Annotated in this window: 16 protein-coding genes; 8 read left to right on the plus strand and 8 right to left on the minus strand. The window is 48.8% G+C overall.

All coding sequences use genetic code 11. The features are described from left to right. The first annotated feature begins 1 nt into the window (after window position 1). The 6 genes from pucR to yuzJ all read left to right on the plus strand — a co-directional run bounded on the left by pucR (window position 2) and on the right by yuzJ (window position 6784). On the plus strand, window positions 2–1597 hold the full coding sequence (gene pucR / locus NST22_RS16960; protein WP_003244351.1) for a purine catabolism transcriptional regulator PucR: 1596 nt from the start codon (window positions 2–4) through the stop codon (window positions 1595–1597). Window positions 1598–1741: 144 nt separating this feature from the next. Beyond that, window positions 1742–3091, plus strand: a complete 1350-nt coding sequence (pucJ, locus tag NST22_RS16965) for a uric acid permease PucJ (RefSeq protein ID WP_003243942.1) — start codon at window positions 1742–1744, stop codon at window positions 3089–3091. A 5-nt stretch (window positions 3092–3096) separates the two neighbouring features. Next, a complete protein-coding gene (gene pucK / locus NST22_RS16970; RefSeq protein ID WP_046381309.1) occupies window positions 3097–4389 on the plus strand; it encodes a uric acid permease PucK in 1293 nt (430 codons plus the stop codon). A gap of 12 nt (window positions 4390–4401) precedes the next feature. Further along, the gene (pucL, locus tag NST22_RS16975; RefSeq protein ID WP_019712945.1) at window positions 4402–5886 is read left to right on the plus strand and encodes a factor-independent urate hydroxylase; all 1485 of its coding nucleotides are present in this window, start codon (window positions 4402–4404) and stop codon (window positions 5884–5886) included. After that, complete coding sequence (gene uraH, locus NST22_RS16980) at window positions 5886–6230, plus strand: hydroxyisourate hydrolase (protein ID WP_003228653.1); 345 nt, start codon at window positions 5886–5888, stop codon at window positions 6228–6230. The genes pucL and uraH overlap by 1 nt, the downstream gene beginning before the upstream one ends. A gap of 422 nt (window positions 6231–6652) precedes the next feature. After that, on the plus strand, window positions 6653–6784 hold the full coding sequence (yuzJ, locus tag NST22_RS16985) for a YhzE/YjcZ family sporulation protein YuzJ (RefSeq protein WP_009968115.1): 132 nt from the start codon (window positions 6653–6655) through the stop codon (window positions 6782–6784). A gap of 205 nt (window positions 6785–6989) precedes the next feature. Here the strand turns inward: yuzJ and pucE are convergent, their stop codons facing one another. The 7 genes from pucE to allC form a co-directional block, all read right to left on the minus strand. Beyond that, entirely contained in the window at window positions 6990–7511 is a 522-nt protein-coding gene (gene pucE, locus NST22_RS16990; protein WP_003228648.1) for a xanthine dehydrogenase subunit E, read from the minus strand. Continuing rightward, window positions 7502–9739 carry a xanthine dehydrogenase subunit D gene (gene pucD, locus NST22_RS16995; RefSeq protein ID WP_019712946.1) on the minus strand — a complete coding sequence of 746 codons (2238 nt, stop codon included), beginning with the start codon at window positions 9737–9739 and terminating at the stop codon, window positions 7502–7504. The genes pucE and pucD overlap by 10 nt, the downstream gene beginning before the upstream one ends. Then, complete coding sequence (pucC, locus tag NST22_RS17000) at window positions 9740–10573, minus strand: xanthine dehydrogenase subunit C (RefSeq protein ID WP_003228646.1); 834 nt, start codon at window positions 10571–10573, stop codon at window positions 9740–9742. Beyond that, window positions 10570–11187, minus strand: a complete 618-nt coding sequence (gene pucB / locus NST22_RS17005; RefSeq protein ID WP_003228645.1) for a xanthine dehydrogenase accessory protein PucB — start codon at window positions 11185–11187, stop codon at window positions 10570–10572. Before pucB ends, pucC begins: the two co-directional genes overlap by 4 nt. Next, on the minus strand, window positions 11184–12176 hold the full coding sequence (locus NST22_RS17010) for an XdhC family protein (RefSeq protein ID WP_003243519.1): 993 nt from the start codon (window positions 12174–12176) through the stop codon (window positions 11184–11186). The genes pucB and NST22_RS17010 overlap by 4 nt, the downstream gene beginning before the upstream one ends. 228 nt (window positions 12177–12404) lie before the next feature. Beyond that, window positions 12405–13655, minus strand: a complete 1251-nt coding sequence (pucG, locus tag NST22_RS17015; protein ID WP_003244520.1) for a (S)-ureidoglycine--glyoxylate transaminase — start codon at window positions 13653–13655, stop codon at window positions 12405–12407. A gap of 16 nt (window positions 13656–13671) precedes the next feature. Continuing rightward, window positions 13672–14910 (minus strand): allantoate deiminase, encoded by a 1239-nt coding sequence (gene allC / locus NST22_RS17020; protein WP_003228640.1) that lies wholly within the window; start codon window positions 14908–14910, stop codon window positions 13672–13674. A 222-nt stretch (window positions 14911–15132) separates the two neighbouring features. On the opposite strand from allC, the gene NST22_RS17025 reads away from it, so the two are divergent. After that, window positions 15133–15270: a hypothetical protein gene (locus NST22_RS17025; RefSeq protein WP_003228634.1), complete on the plus strand. Its 138-nt coding sequence runs from the start codon at window positions 15133–15135 to the stop codon at window positions 15268–15270. An 81-nt stretch (window positions 15271–15351) separates the two neighbouring features. Then, window positions 15352–16218 carry an endonuclease I family protein gene (locus tag NST22_RS17030; RefSeq protein ID WP_009968119.1) on the plus strand — a complete coding sequence of 289 codons (867 nt, stop codon included), beginning with the start codon at window positions 15352–15354 and terminating at the stop codon, window positions 16216–16218. Window positions 16219–16251: 33 nt separating this feature from the next. Here the strand turns inward: NST22_RS17030 and ugpC are convergent, their stop codons facing one another. Next, window positions 16252–17355, minus strand: a complete 1104-nt coding sequence (ugpC, locus tag NST22_RS17035; RefSeq protein WP_003228630.1) for a sn-glycerol-3-phosphate ABC transporter ATP-binding protein UgpC — start codon at window positions 17353–17355, stop codon at window positions 16252–16254. Window positions 17356–17533 lie beyond the last annotated feature (178 nt).

A 17533-nucleotide genomic window follows, 5' to 3' on the forward strand; every position in this document is an offset into this window, starting at 1 on the left:
TATGAATATTCTTGATGTGATGAAAATACCGGCTTTTGAAAACGCCAATTTAATCGCTGGAAAAGCAGGAGGGGAAAGAGAGGTTCAGCATGTCAATATGATGGACGCTCCGGATATCGTAGACTTTTTGCATAAGAATGAATTGCTCGTCACCACCGCCTATCACCTGAAGGATCACCCGCATCAATTATCTGAACTGATTCGGCAAATGGCAAAACGCGGCTGCGCGGGCCTCGGCATTAAAACAAAGCGCTATCTGGAAGATATCCCGAAGGAAATCATCGAACTGGCCGATTCATATGCGTTTCCGATCATTGAGCTTCCGGAACACATCCGACTCGGCGATATTGTGAATGCCACACTCAGCCATATTCTCGATATGCGTTCTAACGAGCTGCAGCAAGCCATTTACGCGCACAAAAAATTCACAAACCACATTATGAGCGGCAAGGGGCTGCAATCCCTCCTCAAAAAGGTGTCAGACATCCTTCAGCTTCCCGTGCTGCTGCTTGACCAGCATGCCAAAATGCTGTCTGCGTCTCATCAGATTTCAGTTGAGACCGAAAAGCTGAAAGGCACCCTGAATACCGTATCCGGGCCATTTTTCACTTGTTTCTCTACAATCTCAGATCAGAAAACATATTCTGTCCTGCCTATTTATAATCACGAAAAAAACTGCGGCTACCTGCTGATACCCGACATGGTGCAGGCAGGCGACAAAGGATTGATCCTCACGATTGAACAAGCGGCCAACGTCATTTCCTTTGAACTGCTGAAGGAAAATGCGCTGAAGCAGTTCAGCCGGCGGGCCCGCAATGAGTTTTTCAACAATTTTATTGAGCGGACCTTTTCTTCAGATGACGAAATCAAAAACCGGGCGAAAGAATTCAAGCTGCGCTGGGATCAAAAATACATGTGCATCGCCGGCAAACTCGATCGCAATGACGAATCAATCAGCTTTACAGAAAATCAGCTCGCTTCCGACAGCGTATTCGAATTTCTTGAAGGTGAATTATCAGCCTTCCCGTTTCCACCTCACTTCTTTATGAAAGGAAATGTCGGCATTATTCTAATCGAGGCGACAGACAGCTGGAGTGAAATGCACGCCTCGGTGATCAGCTTTTTAGAACAGTTTCAAACACAGGTCAGCGCTCAATTTAAACGAACCGTGTCCTTTGGCATCAGCAATATCTGCCAAAAGCTCATTGATGTTCCCGACGCTTTCACAGAAGCTTCTGATGCTCTGCAATCGGGGCATTTGTCAAGAAGCACCGCATTTATCCAGGTGTATCACGCCAAAGATGTGCCTGAGCTTCTGCGCTTGCTCCCAGTTGAGGATTTGAAGAAATTTTACAACTCCACGCTTCAGAGCCTCGCTGAAAAACAGCAGGAGGATCAAAGCCTGCTTCATACGCTTTCCGTCTATTTAGAGACACACTGCCAAATTTCAGAGACGGCAAAGCGTCTGTACGTTCATCGCAATACGGTCATATACCGCCTTGAAAAATGCGAAGAGCTTCTGGGGAAAAGCTTAAAAGATCCTGAAACAACGATGCGTTTGCGGCTTGCATTACGTATGCAGCGGCTGATCAGCTAAAGTTTGTTACATTTTCTTACAAAACGAATCGTTTTTCGTCACTTTCAGCAATCACACCTGTCTTTTTCAGCTACTGTATCCAATGACACCCCTCGACCGGAACGATATTATGTTACTAAAGTTCACATACAGGGAGGGACTATAGTGAAAAAAAGATCGTTTAAGGTGTTTACACTTAGCCTGCAGCATGTGCTCGCCATGTATGCAGGTGCGATTTTGGTGCCCCTGCTTGTCGGCAGGGCGCTGAATGTAACAACTGAACAGCTGTCCTACCTATTGGCGATTGACCTGTTAACATGCGGCGTCGCTACGCTTTTGCAAACCTTGCGCGGAACATACATCGGCATCGGGCTTCCCGTCATGCTTGGCAGTTCATTTGTGGCCGTCACCCCAATGATTGCAATCGGCAGCAATTACGGCATTCACGCGATTTATGGTTCCATCATTGCGGCCGGTGTGTTCATCTTTTTGTTTGCGCGTTTTTTCGGCAAGCTGACTGTGTTATTTCCTCCTGTCGTAACAGGTACCGTTGTGACCTTGATCGGCCTTTCACTTGTTCCAACAGGTGTGAAAAATATGGCTGGCGGCGAAAAAATAAACGGCAGCGCCAACCCCGAATACGGTTCGCTCGAAAACCTTCTTCTCTCTGTCGGTGTCCTTGTTCTGATCTTAGTCCTCAACCGCTTTCTCAAAGGATTTGCCCGAACACTATCCGTTCTGATCGGCATCGCCGCCGGAACAGCGGCAGCAGCGATCATGGGCAAAGTCAGCTTTTCTTCTGTTACAGAAGCACCGTTCTTCCAAATCCCGAAGCCTTTTTACTTCGGAGCCCCTGCGTTTGAAATCGGTCCGATCTTAACGATGCTGATCGTCGGAATCGTCATTATTGTGGAATCAACCGGCGTTTTTTACGCAATCGGAAAGATATGCGGCAGACCTTTAACTGACAAAGATCTCGTCAAAGGCTATCGAGCGGAAGGAATCGCCATTCTCATCGGCGGGCTGTTCAATGCCTTTCCTTATAATACCTTTGCGCAAAACGCCGGCTTATTGCAGCTGACCAAAGTGAAAACAAGAAACATCGTCGTTACCGCAGGCTGTATCCTTGTCTGTCTCGGACTGATTCCGAAGATTGCCGCCCTTGCATCTGCCGTTCCTGCTGCTGTACTTGGCGGCGCGACCGTCGTCATGTTCGGCATGGTGATTGCCTCCGGCGTCAAAATGCTCAGCACAGCGGATCTCAAAAATCAATACCACCTCCTGACCATCGCATGCTCAATCGCACTCGGCATCGGCGCCAGCACGGCCCCCGGGATTTTTGCTGAATTCCCCGCTCCGATCCGGATTCTGGTCAGTGACGGCACCATCACCGGAAGCCTAACCGCCATCTTTTTGAATCTATTTTTCAGCTTGCGCGACAAAAAAGAATTAACAGCACAGCAAACAGAACTTCCGGTATTAGAACATACACTCGCATTAGAAAAAGAGGTGTAAAAAAGATGAAGGAACAGCACAATGCCTTACAGCTAATGATGCTGGGGCTTCAGCACATGCTTGCCATGTATGCGGGAGCCATTCTCGTTCCGTTGATCGTCGGAGCAGCGATCGGGCTGAATGCGGGGCAGCTGACGTATTTAATCGCGATTGATTTGTTTATGTGCGGGGCGGCAACTCTTTTGCAGCTCTGGAGAAACCGATATTTCGGCATCGGCCTTCCCGTTGTGCTCGGATGCACGTTTACCGCAGTCGGCCCGATGATTTCCATCGGAAGCACTTACGGTGTCCCAGCGATATATGGTGCCATTATCGCCGCAGGACTGATTGTCGTCTTAGCCGCGGGCTTCTTCGGGAAGCTTGTCCGTTTTTTTCCGCCTGTCGTAACCGGATCAGTCGTCATGATCATCGGCATCAGCCTGATTCCAACGGCAATGAATAACCTGGCCGGAGGTGAAGGAAGCAAAGAATTCGGCTCACTCGACAACGTGCTCCTCGGGTTTGGCGTCACAGCTTTTATCTTATTGCTATTTTATTTCTTTAAAGGCTTTATCCGCTCCATAGCGATTTTACTCAGTCTTATCGCAGGAACAACGGCTGCATATTTGATGGGAAAGGTCGATTTTTCTGAGGTCTTGGAAGCGTCTTGGCTTCATGTTCCGTCTCTGTTTTATTTCGGACCGCCAACCTTTGAGCTGCCGGCTGTTGTCACGATGCTTCTCGTTGCGATTGTCAGCCTCGTTGAATCGACAGGCGTTTATTTTGCCCTCGCTGATATCACAAACCGCAGGCTGTCGGAGAAGGATCTGGAAAAGGGCTACCGGGCAGAAGGCCTTGCGATTTTGCTGGGCGGCTTATTTAACGCGTTTCCCTATACAGCTTTCTCGCAGAATGTCGGCATCGTTCAGCTCTCAAAGATGAAAAGTGTCAACGTCATCGCCATCACAGGAATCATACTGGTCGCGATCGGGCTGGTTCCAAAAGCAGCGGCCCTGACAACAGTGATCCCCACCCCAGTTCTCGGCGGCGCAATGATCGTCATGTTCGGCATGGTTATTTCTTACGGGATCAAAATGCTATCCAGCGTTGACCTTGATTCGCAAGGCAACCTGCTGATTATCGCCTCTTCCGTCAGCTTGGGGCTTGGCGCTACAACAGTTCCCGCGTTGTTTTCATCTCTTTCGGGCGCGGCCTCTGTCTTGGCAGGAAGCGGAATTGTGATCGGCAGTTTGACGGCCATTGCACTGCACGCTTTTTTTCAAACCAAACAGCCGAATAGCGCAGACATAAAAACGTAAAGGAAGATGCCAATGTTCACAATGGATGACCTGAACCAAATGGACACACAAACACTGACAGACACACTTGGCTCTATTTTTGAACACTCTTCATGGATTGCGGAGAGATCCGCAGCACTACGGCCGTTTTCGTCCCTTTCTGATCTTCACCGCAAAATGACTGGCATTGTAAAAGCTGCGGATCGCGAGACACAGCTTGATTTAATCAAAAAGCATCCCCGGCTCGGAACAAAGAAAACAATGAGCGATGACTCGGTACGAGAGCAGCAGAACGCAGGGCTCGGCAAATTAGAACAGCAGGAATACGAGGAGTTTCTCATGCTGAATGAACACTATTATGATCGCTTCGGCTTTCCTTTTATTTTAGCGGTGAAGGGAAAGACGAAACAGGACATTCACCAAGCCCTGCTGGCAAGGCTTGAGAGCGAACGAGAAACGGAGTTCCAGCAGGCCCTTATAGAAATTTACCGAATCGCCCGCTTTCGTCTGGCTGACATCATCACTGAAAAAGGAGAGACGCAAATGAAAAGAACCATGTCTTATGGCAAAGGAAATGTATTTGCATACCGAACGTATTTAAAACCGCTCACTGGAGTGAAGCAAATCCCGGAATCATCTTTTGCCGGAAGAGATAATACCGTTGTCGGCGTTGATGTGACATGCGAAATTGGCGGAGAAGCCTTCCTGCCATCATTTACAGACGGAGACAACACTCTCGTCGTGGCAACGGATTCAATGAAAAACTTTATCCAGCGCCATCTCGCATCCTATGAAGGAACGACAACCGAGGGGTTCCTACACTATGTAGCTCACCGATTTTTAGATACCTATTCTCATATGGACACGATCACTCTGACTGGCGAAGACATTCCGTTTGAAGCAATGCCTGCATACGAGGAGAAAGAGCTCAGCACAAGCCGCCTCGTCTTCAGAAGATCGCGTAATGAACGAAGCCGCTCTGTGCTGAAAGCAGAACGAAGCGGGAATACCATAACGATTACAGAGCAATACAGCGAAATCATGGATCTTCAGCTCGTCAAGGTGAGCGGCAACTCCTTCGTCGGCTTCATCCGGGACGAATATACGACTCTCCCCGAAGACGGCAACCGCCCGCTGTTTGTCTATTTAAACATCAGCTGGCAATATGAAAATACCAATGACGCATACGCTTTTGATCCAGCCCGCTACGTCGCGGCTGAACAAGTCCGCGACTTGGCGAGCACCGTTTTTCACGAGCTCGAAACCCCTTCAATCCAAAACTTAATCTATCATATCGGCTGCAGAATATTAGCGAGGTTCCCGCAGCTCACTGATGTCAGCTTCCAATCTCAAAATCACACGTGGGATACGGTTGTCGAAGAAATCCCGGGCTCAAAAGGAAAAGTCTACACCGAACCGCGCCCGCCATACGGTTTCCAACATTTTACCGTGACAAGAGAAGACGCCGAGAAAGAAAAACAGAAAGCCGCTGAAAAATGTCGGAGCCTGAAAGCCTGATGGGAAAACTGACAACCCATATTTTAGATTTAACCAGCGGCAAACCAGCGGCGAACGTAAAAATTGAATTGAAGCGGCTGGGCGAAAGTATTATGAAAGAGGTTTACACTAACAATGACGGCAGAGCCAATGTCCCTCTGCTGGCTGGTGAAGAGCTGGTTTCCGGAGAGTATGTGATGGAATTTCATGCAGGAGACTATTTTGCGAATAAAAACGTGAATACGGTCGACCAGCCGTTTTTAACCATAGTCACCGTCCGTTTTCAGCTAGCAGATCCAGATGCACATTATCATATCCCGCTCTTGCTGTCGCCGTTTGGTTATCAGGTGTATAGGGGGAGTTAAGAAGGAAGCCCGCCTCACCGGCGGGCTTCTATTTGCACTTCAATAAACTTTTGATCCTAGGACAGTACTTGAAGTGATCCCCACACTTAGTGAAACAACAGCTAGAATAAACATTCACCTATATTTTTCAGGATAATTGCCTACGAGAAAAATATCCTGTAGTCCTTTCATTTATAAATCGAGGTTTCAAACTAATAAGTCAGCTCTTAGCAGCCGAGCTCCCTTCTCCAATCCTATAAACAGACCGCGTTTTTTCTCGAAAAAATACTCTGAAGACAATTGCTGCGTTTTTAATAGTTTTGATAACGCGTTCTCTCTTACACCTTTAGACAAAATATTCATTTTTTCTTTTTTAGACTTAAATCTATGTCGAAAATGATCGTTGGCATATCTTATACTATCTCCACTAAGGAGGTGACATTATGGGATTCTACAATTCTGGTGGATACAGTGGAAACTCTGGTTACTCAAACGGTTTCGGGAGCTCCTTCGCTTTGATCGTGGTGCTATTCATTTTGTTGATCATTGTTGGAGCAGCTATCTTTAATTATTAAGTTTAACTTTCCTTGCCTCCGCCGTATCCAACACCTCCCTGTCCGACAGACGCCATAAGAAGTTTTTATGGCGTCTTTGCTATGGATTCACTAATCATTTTCTAATCCAGAAGCTGTCAAGTTCTACGAGATTTATCGTGTGTTTTCCCACAACGCTTCTGCGACTTGATCGCGCTGTCTGACTGAGGCTAAAAAAGTCCGGCTCTTAAAAGCCGGACTCCAGACTACCCCCGTTCAACTCTCTTCTAATCCTGCAAGCTGACCGCATAATCCCGCCATACCCGGTACACCGGCACAAGTTCCCCGCCAGCCCTTCTTCTATATCTTTGTCAGAAGGTTGAGGGGTTTCCCGAAACAGTGCTTTAAGCGCAATTATCATTCCTGGGGTACAGTAGCCGCATTGGAAGCCTCCTTCTTCCAGAAAAGCGGTTTGGCAGATATCCAGTTCCTCTTTTTGTACGCCCTCGATTGTTGTAATGGAGTGGCCGTCCACTTGATAAGCCATGGTCATACACGCATTGGCCAGTTTTCCGTCGATTAAAATAGAGCAGGCTCCGCAGCGGCCGATTCCACAGGACACCTTTGTCCCGGTCAGCTGAAATTCCTTTCTAAGCAAGTCACTCAGATGTGTCGTAGGAACGGCAGCAACCTCCCACTCCTGCCCATTCACGGTCATCCGGAACTGTTCCTTTTTTACAGGAAATGGCCCGGCCTCTTTTACGTCCATTGCTTCAGCCCCTTTCTGTCGATCGCTTCAAGCAGCTCTTCTCTTGAAATTGGCAGCTTGTTTATCCAGCATCCGACCGCATCATGTACTGCCTTTACAATCGCCGGAGTGATGGCGATTGTTCCAATTTCGCCAACACCGCGCGGTCCATATGCATCACCCTTCATTAGTTCTTCTATTGCGATCACCTTCATGTCAGGAACGTCTTTGACTCCAGGGATCAAATAGTGATCTAGATTTTCTGCGGCATAACGGCCGTCCGTCATTTTCGCTTCCTCCATCAGCGTATAGCCGAGTGCCATGGCAGCGCCGCCTTCAATTTGACCTCGATATCCCTGCGGACTGACAACCGGACCTGCCGCAATAGCGTGCTCACAATCTATCAATTTGACTTCGCCTGTTAACAGATCTACCTCCACCTCAACGGCAGCCGCTCCAAATGAGTAGAGGAAATGGCCGCCCACCACAGGGTCAGGCGTTGTTGGAAAGTCAAAGGCCGTTTCCTCTGCCAAAGGGCCTTTTTCAGCCAGCTCCTTATACGTAACTACGAGCGCCTTTGTGTTTTTGTCACGCAAGCCTGCAGCGCCGGGAATAAGGTTTTCCGCTGAACAGCCGCTCCATTCTGCCGCCCGTTTTTTCAACTGAGATAGAAACGGCTTCTTCAAACGCTGGATCGCGTGCCACACCATGCTTGTGCCGCGGGATGCTGTGGAGGAGCCTGACTTCGGCACTTTTGCGGTATCCCCAATAACAATGGAAATATCCTCTGCGGCACAACCCAGCTCCTCCATGACAATCTGTTCAATCGCTGCTAGAATCCCCTGTCCGCATTCTTCAAATCCAAACGAAGCAGTGATTTTGCCTTCACTCGAAAGAGACAAACGGCCTCCTGCCGCATCCATTCGGCCAAACCCCAGCCCGCCGCCGTGCATTGTAATTGCCGCTCCCGTGCCTCTTTGCAGATACCCGCAGTTCCGGCTTGTTTTTTTAAGAATGGGAGATTTAGATATGGCATTCAACACCTGTGCCGCTCCGTCAGTTGGTGCAATTCGATGCTCAAGCGGCCCCAAGTCATGCGGTTTTCTGATATTTTTTCTTCTCAGCTCGAGCGGGTCGATGCCAAGCATGCCGCTGAGACGATCGAGATGGGTTTCGAGTGCAAATGTGATTTGGTTGCCGCCAAAGCCCCGAAATTCCCCCGCCACCCCGTTGTTCGTAAATACTGATATTCCTTCAGTCCGGATATTCGGAATACGGTACGGCCCCGCGGCATGCTCGACAGAAAAATCAAGAACAGCCGGTCCGAGCGTAGCGTAAGCGCCTGTGTCCGCCACAATTTTCACGTCGTGCGCCAATAGATTTCCCGAATGATCTGCACCCGTTTTTATCGTAATCTTCATCGGATGGCGCTTAATGCCAGAACGTACAGATTCCTTTCGTGTCTGATGAATTTTGACAGGGCGTCCGCTTTTCAGGGCCAAAAGCGCAGCATACGGCTGAATATTCAGCTCATCCTTCCCTCCGAACGAGCCGCCCATCGGACTTGACACAATTCTGATCTTCTCTTCAGGAATATCAAAAATACGGGCAAGCTGGAAACGGTCTTTATAGCCGTGCTGGGTTCCTGCATACATCGTAAAACCCCCGTCGTCTTCCGGAACGGCTACACCTCCCTCCGTTTCCATATACGTATGCATCTGCCGCGGCAGCTCATAGGTTTCTTCAAAGACTGTGTCAGATGCTTGAAACCCTTCTTCCACATCACCGTTTGAAAAAAATGCGCGGTGCAGGATATTCCCGTCCTCATGCAGTCTTTGCGCATTCGGCCGAAGCGCTTTTTCTGGTGAATCCATGACTTCCAGCTCTTTATACTCAACTTGAATCAGCTCCAGCGCCGCTTCCGCGATTTCTTCCGTTTCCGCAGCAACTGCGGCGATCGCATCCCCGACATACCGCACCCTGTCCTCACATAAAACCGGCTGATCAGGGATGACAATGCCAAATCGGTTTAAGCCGGGAACGTCTTTATGTGTGACGACGGCCTGCACGCCTTCCATTTTCTCAGCTTTTATGGTGCAAACCGACACAATCTCTGCATGAGGATAAGCACTTCTCAGCACCTTGCCATACAGCATTCCTGGAAAGCTGAGATCGGTCATATATTTCAATTCCCCTGTGACCTTACCCCTTCCATCCGGCCTGACTCTTGACGGTTTGTTGATGATCATTTATTCCCCTCCCTCAGCCATCAGCTCTGCCATGATGACGTTGGCAGCGGCTTTTTTTCTGTATGCCGCTGACATAAAAACATCTGAGGAAAACGGCAGCTCATGGATAAGTGTTTTGTACAGCTCATGCGGGTCCCACCCTGGTGCCATCCATTTCGCTTCGCTGTCCAATAATCTCCTAGGAGTGATATCGGCATGGCCAGCGGCGAGGCGAATGCTGCCGTCTTTCAAAAAACGTCCAGCTGCAACAGCAGCCGCTCCGGTAAAAGCCTGGCGCCTTCCAAGCTTGTGATAAAATACACGCTCTCCCTCCGCCCGCGGGATGATGACACGCGTGACGATAGCCGTTCTAAAGTCTTCCTCACTGAGCCAAGCGCCAAGCGGCAGCCTGATTAGCTCCTTTTGATATACGATAAGCTCAGCACCAAGCACAAGCAGAAGCGGAATGAAATCACCGATTTTACTCGCTATGTTGCCGCCAATCGTGGCACGGCTGCGAATCCCCGGTGCAGCGACAGCGGAAGCAGCGTCACTGAAACAGCTAAGCGCTCTCTTAATCAAAGGGTTCTTTCTGCATTCATTCAGTGATGTGAGCCCCCCGATCGACACGTGGGTGTCACTGGTGCTGATCCCTCGCATTTCGTCAATCCCTTCAAGGCTGACAAGGTGCTGTTTCGGTAGAGTTCCTTTGTCCCACTGAAGCTGAAGGAGCGTGCTTCCCGATGCGGCACACACATCCGGAGCAAGCTTCTCTAAAAGCGAATAGGCCTCATCAAGCGCTGCCGGTCTCCATAATTGAATATTCATCCTTGCTTTTGTCACTTGGCCGTTCAAGACATCGCCCTCCTTACCATGTCATATTCCTCGGGTGTATCAATATCGTCCAACTCACCGCTATCCTTTGCCTCCAAAACCGCTCCTGCTCCAAGCTGTCCGCTTTTCAGGAGCCTGCGAGCCCCTTCATCTCCCTTTAATCCCTTTACATAAGGAAAACATGTCGACGAGAAGTAGATTGGCGGGGTGAACGCCCCTAAAAACGATGACACGGCAAATGACTCAGGAGCCAGAGCCACAAGGGCATTGAGATGATCGACGGAAAGCTGAGGCTGGTCGGCTAACAAAATGACAATGCCGTCCGCCCCCATGCTTTCTGCTTTTCTCACCCCGCTGCTGACTGAATGCCCCTGACCCTTTTCTGCGTCTTGGCAAACGTGCAGGCTCCAGCGTTTTTGAAAAGGCGGAGCGTGATACGGCGCTCCTATCCACTCAAGGGAGGCATGTTCTGTCCGCTCGACGACCAGCACGTGATCAAGGCGGGACGACAGAGCAGTTTTCAAGGAAAGTGAGCCTATGTTTTCTCCTTTTAGCGGCAAAGCCAGCTTGTTTTGTCCCATTCTTCTGCTTTTGCCGGCAGCGAGAAACACGCCGATCAGATAGGGGCTTCTCATACAACCGCCACCCGTTTTCTTGTTTGAATGATTTCTGCAACTACACTTACCGCAATTTCCTCGGGACCTTCCGCACCGATTTTCAGCCCGACCGGACTGTAAAAGTGAGACGGAGGATGTTTTCCGCTCAGCAGCCGTTTCGTGCGGTTTGCCGAACCCAACAGTCCAATATAATGGAGGTTTTGAGAAAATAAGAAGTTGATGATCGTTTGATCGTGCTGATAATGATGGGTTGCCACAACAGCTGCATCATGCGGAAAAAATTGAAATTCGCTAAGCATTTGTTCCGGAAAAGCGGTGATCAGCTGATCCGCTTTTGGAAAAAGAGAGGATGTACAATAAGCGGGCCGCCAATCCGTCACGATAACAGAAAACCCTGTGTCAGCCGCCAAATTGGCCAGCGGTACATTATCCGGTCCCGCCCCAAACAGAATGAGACGCGGCTTCGGTTCAATTCGCTGAATAAACATGTTAGTGGTTTGATCGAAATGCGGTAAATGAAGCGTTGAAACAGTACGTTGAATATCTTGCAGAGGCGCGTCCGGCCAGTTCCCAAAATGTCCGTTCTCCGTCAGAAATAAATAATGGGAGGATTCAATCTTTATAACGGAAGTGACAGCTTTGCCTGAATGAAGGCAGTCCCTCACTTTCTCATAGTGCCGCCTTTTTTCCTGAGTGATTCGCTCTGCATGAACATGAATAATGCCATTGCACCCGGCTCCCATGCCCCAAGAAAGATCGTCCTCCGACCGCATGTCGTAGGGAATCAGCGTTGATGTGAGCTGATCGCCCAGCGCACTGATTCTTTGGAATACATCTTCTTCCACACACCCGCCGCTCAGCAAGCCAATCCGTCTGCCTTTTTTCTTAAAGAGCATAGAGGCGCCTGCTTTTCGATACGCGGAGCCTTCAACTTGAACAATTGTCGCCAGTACAGCCTCCTCCTGGTCTTCCAGGAGCGCATCTAACATCGTGTGAAAATTCCCCAATGCCGCATCCTCCTCTCGAAAATTGCCGTGAGAAACAACTAGTTCAGCGTGATTTTATAGGTAACTTGTATAAAGAATAGACGATGGAAGAAAAAATGACTCATGATTTGTCAGAAAATGAAACACATAGAAAGAGGATTTGTAAAAAGAGTCAAACGAAGAAAATCAGATTGGAGAAAACACGAAATCATATCGTTAAAAAGCTTGCGGAGTTCCGCAAGCTTTTCTTTACACCGCTGCCTGGCGGCCAGCGTTTTCATACACATCCAGCGCTGCTTGGAGCGCTTTTCCTGCTTCGATTCCTGCGTTATGTCTGAGAAGCACAGCCTCTAACCCGGCAAGCACGAATAGCACGTTTTCTTTTCTGCAGCTGTACCCCATCGTGCCGATCCTCCAGATCTTCCCTGCAAGCGGGCCGAATGAGCTGGCGATTTCAATGCCGAATTGTGCCAGCAGCATGTCACGGACAGACTCGCCGTCAATGCCGCCGGGAATTTCGACACAGGTGACAACAGGCATTTTGCAGCTGTCATCTCCAAACAATCTTAGCCCCATTGCCTTTATCCCTGCTGCTAATGCGGCTTCATGGTGCCGATGCCGCTCGAAACGCGTCTCAAGACCTTCTTCAAGCACCAGTCTGACTCCCTCACGTAAGGCGTACAGCATCGTCGTCGCTTCTGTATGATGATTGAGCCGTCTTTCGCTCCAATAATCCTCAAGCTGGCTCAAATCAAAGTAGTTGCTTGTAATTGGCCGATTTCCCGAAAGTGCTGCCCTGTCAGCTTGTGTCGCAATCCCGCGTTCCACCTTTTTGCGAGCTGCAATCACGTCCGCCACCCGCTCATTATATGTAATCGGCGCCATTCCTGAAGGCACAGACAAACATTTTTGCGTTCCGCCGATGGCAGCGTCAATCTTCCATTCATCGACTTTAACCTCGCAGCCCCCAATCGTTGCGACTGCATCGACGATAAACAATGCATCCTCGGTGCGGCAGGCTTCGCCGATGGCTTTCAGCGGGTGAATCCGTCCTGTCGATGTTTCTCCATGCACCATGGCCACAATTTTCGGCTTCACTTTTTTTATCTCCCGTATGATGTCCTCCGGGTCAAAAACCGTTCCCCATTCGCACTCCAGCATATGAACATTTGCCCCATATCGCTCGGCGATTTCAGTCAGCAAATAACCGAAACGGCCGTAAATGGGAATGAGCACATCATCTTCCGGCTCTATCACACTAGCCAGCACTGCTTCAATTCCCGCCCGTGAAGTGCCGTCAATCGGGTATGCCCAGCGGTTTTTTGTTTGGAACAGCTCCCGAAGCATCTCCATCGTTTCATTCATAATACCTGTAAACGCCGGATCAAATTGGCCGACAACCGGGGTGCTCATTACTCTTAATACACGCGGATCAACCTCAACAGGCCCCGGTGTCATAATCGTTCTTAACGGGGTGCATAATTCTCTTCTGCCTGACACAGCCATTCCTCCTTTATCAGTAAGCCAGTTTGTATAATAAATCAGTCAGTGCGCGGACGCCGATCTCAAGCTGTCTGGCTGACGTATATTCCTTCGGTGAGTGGCTGACGCCGCCTCGGCTCGGCACAAACAGCATACAAGCAGGATAGCGCCTTCCGATCATTTGCGCGTCATGCCCTGCTCCGCTCACCATTTCCTCACAGCTGAAGCCGTTTTCTAATGCTGTTTCAAAAGCCGCAGCCTTCAGCCTTTCGTCCATCGGCACAGGCTCTATCCGCATATATTCATCAATCACAGCGCGAATTCCTTTTTGTAGGCAAATGCCGTTGATCAAAGCAACCATGTCTTGATGAAACTGTTCCAGCACATGCTGATGCTGATGGCGAATATCGATTGAAAACTGGACGCGGCCCGGTATGACATTGGCTACATTGGGCTCTGCCGTTATTTTTCCGCATGTCAGACGGAGCTCATCCGGCAGCTCATCCGACCGCAGCAGCAGCTCATGAATGATACGGCTGCTGGCTGCGAGCGGGTCCTTGCGCCATTTCATGGAGGTGGTTCCTGCGTGATTGCATTCTCCTTCGAGCGTGACGAGATATCGTCTCTGCCCCGCAATACTTGTCACGATGCCGAGATCCCGGCCTGACATTTCCAACGTCTTCCCCTGTTCAATATGCAGCTCAACAAACGCGCTGATATCTGTCCTATATGCTGACTGAAACACACCTTTGCCAAAACCGCTCTCATGCATCGCTGTTTGGAGGGAGACTCCCGACTCGTCTCTTGGCTCTTTTGCATCTTGTTCTGAAAAAACACCCGTCATATTCCCCGACCCCCAATAGGTCATTGGAAAACGGCTGCCTTCCTCCTCACATAAGGAGACCGCCTCGAGCGTTTTTTTTGGCGCTCCGTATGTTTCCTTGAGCTGCTTTAACGCGAGCATTGCCGCCAGAACGCCATAGGCGCCGTCGTATTTTCCTCCATTGATGACAGTATCGATATGTGAACCGGTTACAATGACTTCATCCGGAGACTGGGTGCCCGAAAGCCTTCCAAACACATTGCCGACATCGTCGAATCTTGTTTCAAGCCCGAAAGAAGACATTTCCGTTTTCACAGCAAGCTGTGCGTCCATCCACTCTTTTGTGTATAAAAGCCTCGTTACGCCGCCATCCGCAGACGCACCGTATTGGGCGAGCCATTCAATATAATCTGTGATGCTGTTTTTTACTGAAAGCTTCTGCTTTTCCATGTACTCCCCCCTCTGGCCGCTATGGTGACTTCATTATAGAAGGAGCAACATGATAGTTCATTGACAGATTAACCAAAAAAACGTTTATTTTTTAGCCACAGTATCCATCCAGCAACCAGATACACCCTACATGTCACAACTATTTTGATGTAAAGGTCAAAAGAAAACACGGTAAGGAAGAGAGCCAGCAAGAGCGAAAGAGAGGGTCAAAATGCCTTTCATATGAACAAGCTAAGCTGGAGAGGCGATGTTCGCGGAACGGATGAAAACAGAAATGCCGGCAGCCCGCAAAAACAGGACCTAAAGATATGGAAACAGGAGATTTCCGCCTCCTCCAAAGGGACTAATTTACAATTTTAATGAAAAATATACAAAATGACACTTCTATCCTTTATTTCAATTTTAGATAATAGATATGATCTGATAAAAGGAGGGCAAGTGATGACAAAAAAAGCATGGTTTCTGCCGCTCGTCTGTGTATTACTGATTTCCGGATGGCTTGCGCCAGCAGCTTCAGCAAGCGCGCAAACCACATTAAGCCTTAATGACCGATTGGCGTCTTCCCCTTCAGGAACGGGAAGCCTTCTCTCATTAGCCGCCCCCGCTGCACCCTATGCTGACACAGATACCTATTATGAAGGGGCTGAAGGTAAAACAGGAGACTCGCTAAAAAGCACCCTGCACCGTATTATCAGCGGACACACGATGCTGTCCTACAGCGAAGTGTGGAACGCGCTGAAAGAAACGGATGAAGACCCAAGAAATCCGAATAACGTCATCCTGCTCTATACGAATGAATCGCGTTCCAAAAACCTGAACGGCGGCAATGTCGGCGATTGGAACCGCGAGCATGTCTGGGCGAAATCCCATGGCGATTTTGGTACGAGCAAGGGACCTGGTACTGATATTCATCATTTGCGCCCGGCTGATGTTCAAGTTAACAGCGCCAGAGGAAATATGGATTTTGACAATGGCGGCACTGAATATGCGAAGGCACCCGGAAATTATTATGACGGCGATTCATGGGAGCCCCGCGATGATGTGAAAGGCGATGTTGCCCGCATGCTGTTTTACATGGCTGTCCGTTACGAGGGTGATGACGGCTATCCTGATCTTGAGCTTAATGATAAGACAGGCAACGGCTCAGCTCCTTATCATGGCAAACAATCTGTCCTGCTCGAATGGAATAAGCAGGATCCGGTTGACGACCGCGAGCGGAAAAGAAATGAAATCATTTATGAAAAATATCAGCACAACCGCAATCCATTTATCGACCACCCTGAATGGGCGGATGAGATTTGGCCGTAAGAAAAAGGTGCTCCTTTTGAGGAGCACCTTTTTCTAATACACAGCCTCTTCCGTTTCCGCATCGAAAAAGACGACGTGGTCCATTTTCACTGAGAGCTGGATTGAATCGCCTGCATCGATTCGCGTGTTTCCGTCCAGGCGGACCTTGAGCCGCTCGTCCCCAGCCATGACATGCACTATGAGCTCCGAGCCCAGATTTTCATTCACTTCCACGTTCGCTTGAAACACTGAATCAAACAACTGGTCATTTCCTGTCATTTGTGTGATGTGCTCCGGCCGTACACCGGCAATCATCTGTTCTCCGGCATATCCCTTTTCCTTCAGCCGCTTTGCTTTTTCTTCAGGAATATGAAGCCGGATCGAAGAATTTGTGAAAAACAGCTCGCCATGCTGCTGTTCTATGATGCCTTTCAAAAAGTTCATTCCGGGAGAGCCAATGAAGCCTGCGACAAACAAATTGGCCGGGTAATGATAAATGTCATGAGGTTTCGCCACTTGCTGAATTTCCCCTTCATTCATGACGACAATCCGATCTCCCATTGTCATTGCTTCGGTCTGGTCATGCGTGACATAAATGATCGTTGCCTCTAATCGCTGGTGCAGCTTGCTGATTTCTGTCCGCATCGTCACTCTTAGTTTTGCATCCAGATTAGAAAGCGGCTCGTCCATTAAAAAGACCTTCGGCTCCCTCACAATCGACCTGCCAAGCGCCACCCTTTGCCGCTGCCCGCCGGAGAGCGCCTTCGGTTTTCTCTTCAGCAAATGTTCAATTTCTAAAATTCTGGCTGCCGCATGAACCCGCTCGGCAATTTCCTGTTTCGCCATCTTTCTGAGCTTTAATCCAAACGCCATATTATCAAAAACCGTCATATGCGGATAAAGCGCATAGTTTTGGAATACCATCGCAATATCACGTTCTTTCGGCGGAAGATCATTGACCCGCTCCCCATCAATAAGAAGATTTCCTTCAGAAATGCTTTCTAATCCAGCCACCATCCGCAGCGTTGTTGATTTTCCGCATCCTGACGGCCCCACCAGCACCAAAAGCTCCTTATCCTTTACATCTAAATCAAAGTCCTTCACGGTTAATTGTGAGTGATATGATTTTTTGACGTGTTCAAATGTTAATGAAGCCATCAGAAAAGTCCCCCTATCTTTTGACCCGTTATTTCGTCACTGGAAACAACTTGGTCTTTCTGTTATTTTTAGAGTAATCGATTCCCATTTTTGCTATATTTCTAAAATAAAAAATGTAAATTTGTATTATAACGTCATAATACATTATAATATAAATAATAGGTTAAAAGGAGGCTAC

This window comes from Bacillus sp. PS237 (assembly GCF_037963345.1).
GTDB classification, from domain to species: Bacteria; Bacillota; Bacilli; order Bacillales; family Bacillaceae; genus Bacillus; species Bacillus subtilis.

What these genes read in the sequence shown, in the direction of transcription:
- pucB (WP_003228645.1), bottom strand. Translation starts at nt 11,187, where the DNA reads ATGAGAAGCCCCTATCTGATCGGCGTGTTTCTCGCTGCCGGCAAAAGC.
- yuzJ (WP_009968115.1), top strand. Translation starts at nt 6,653, where the DNA reads ATGGGATTCTACAATTCTGGTGGATACAGTGGAAACTCTGGTTACTCA.
- pucD (WP_019712946.1), bottom strand. Translation starts at nt 9,739, where the DNA reads ATGATCATCAACAAACCGTCAAGAGTCAGGCCGGATGGAAGGGGTAAG.
- pucK (WP_046381309.1), top strand. Translation starts at nt 3,097, where the DNA reads ATGAAGGAACAGCACAATGCCTTACAGCTAATGATGCTGGGGCTTCAG.
- allC (WP_003228640.1), bottom strand. Translation starts at nt 14,910, where the DNA reads ATGGAAAAGCAGAAGCTTTCAGTAAAAAACAGCATCACAGATTATATT.
- NST22_RS17030 (WP_009968119.1), top strand. Translation starts at nt 15,352, where the DNA reads ATGACAAAAAAAGCATGGTTTCTGCCGCTCGTCTGTGTATTACTGATT.
- NST22_RS17025 (WP_003228634.1), top strand. Translation starts at nt 15,133, where the DNA reads ATGAACAAGCTAAGCTGGAGAGGCGATGTTCGCGGAACGGATGAAAAC.
- ugpC (WP_003228630.1), bottom strand. Translation starts at nt 17,355, where the DNA reads ATGGCTTCATTAACATTTGAACACGTCAAAAAATCATATCACTCACAA.
- uraH (WP_003228653.1), top strand. Translation starts at nt 5,886, where the DNA reads ATGGGAAAACTGACAACCCATATTTTAGATTTAACCAGCGGCAAACCA.
- pucL (WP_019712945.1), top strand. Translation starts at nt 4,402, where the DNA reads ATGTTCACAATGGATGACCTGAACCAAATGGACACACAAACACTGACA.
- pucR (WP_003244351.1), top strand. Translation starts at nt 2, where the DNA reads ATGAATATTCTTGATGTGATGAAAATACCGGCTTTTGAAAACGCCAAT.
- pucE (WP_003228648.1), bottom strand. Translation starts at nt 7,511, where the DNA reads ATGGACGTAAAAGAGGCCGGGCCATTTCCTGTAAAAAAGGAACAGTTC.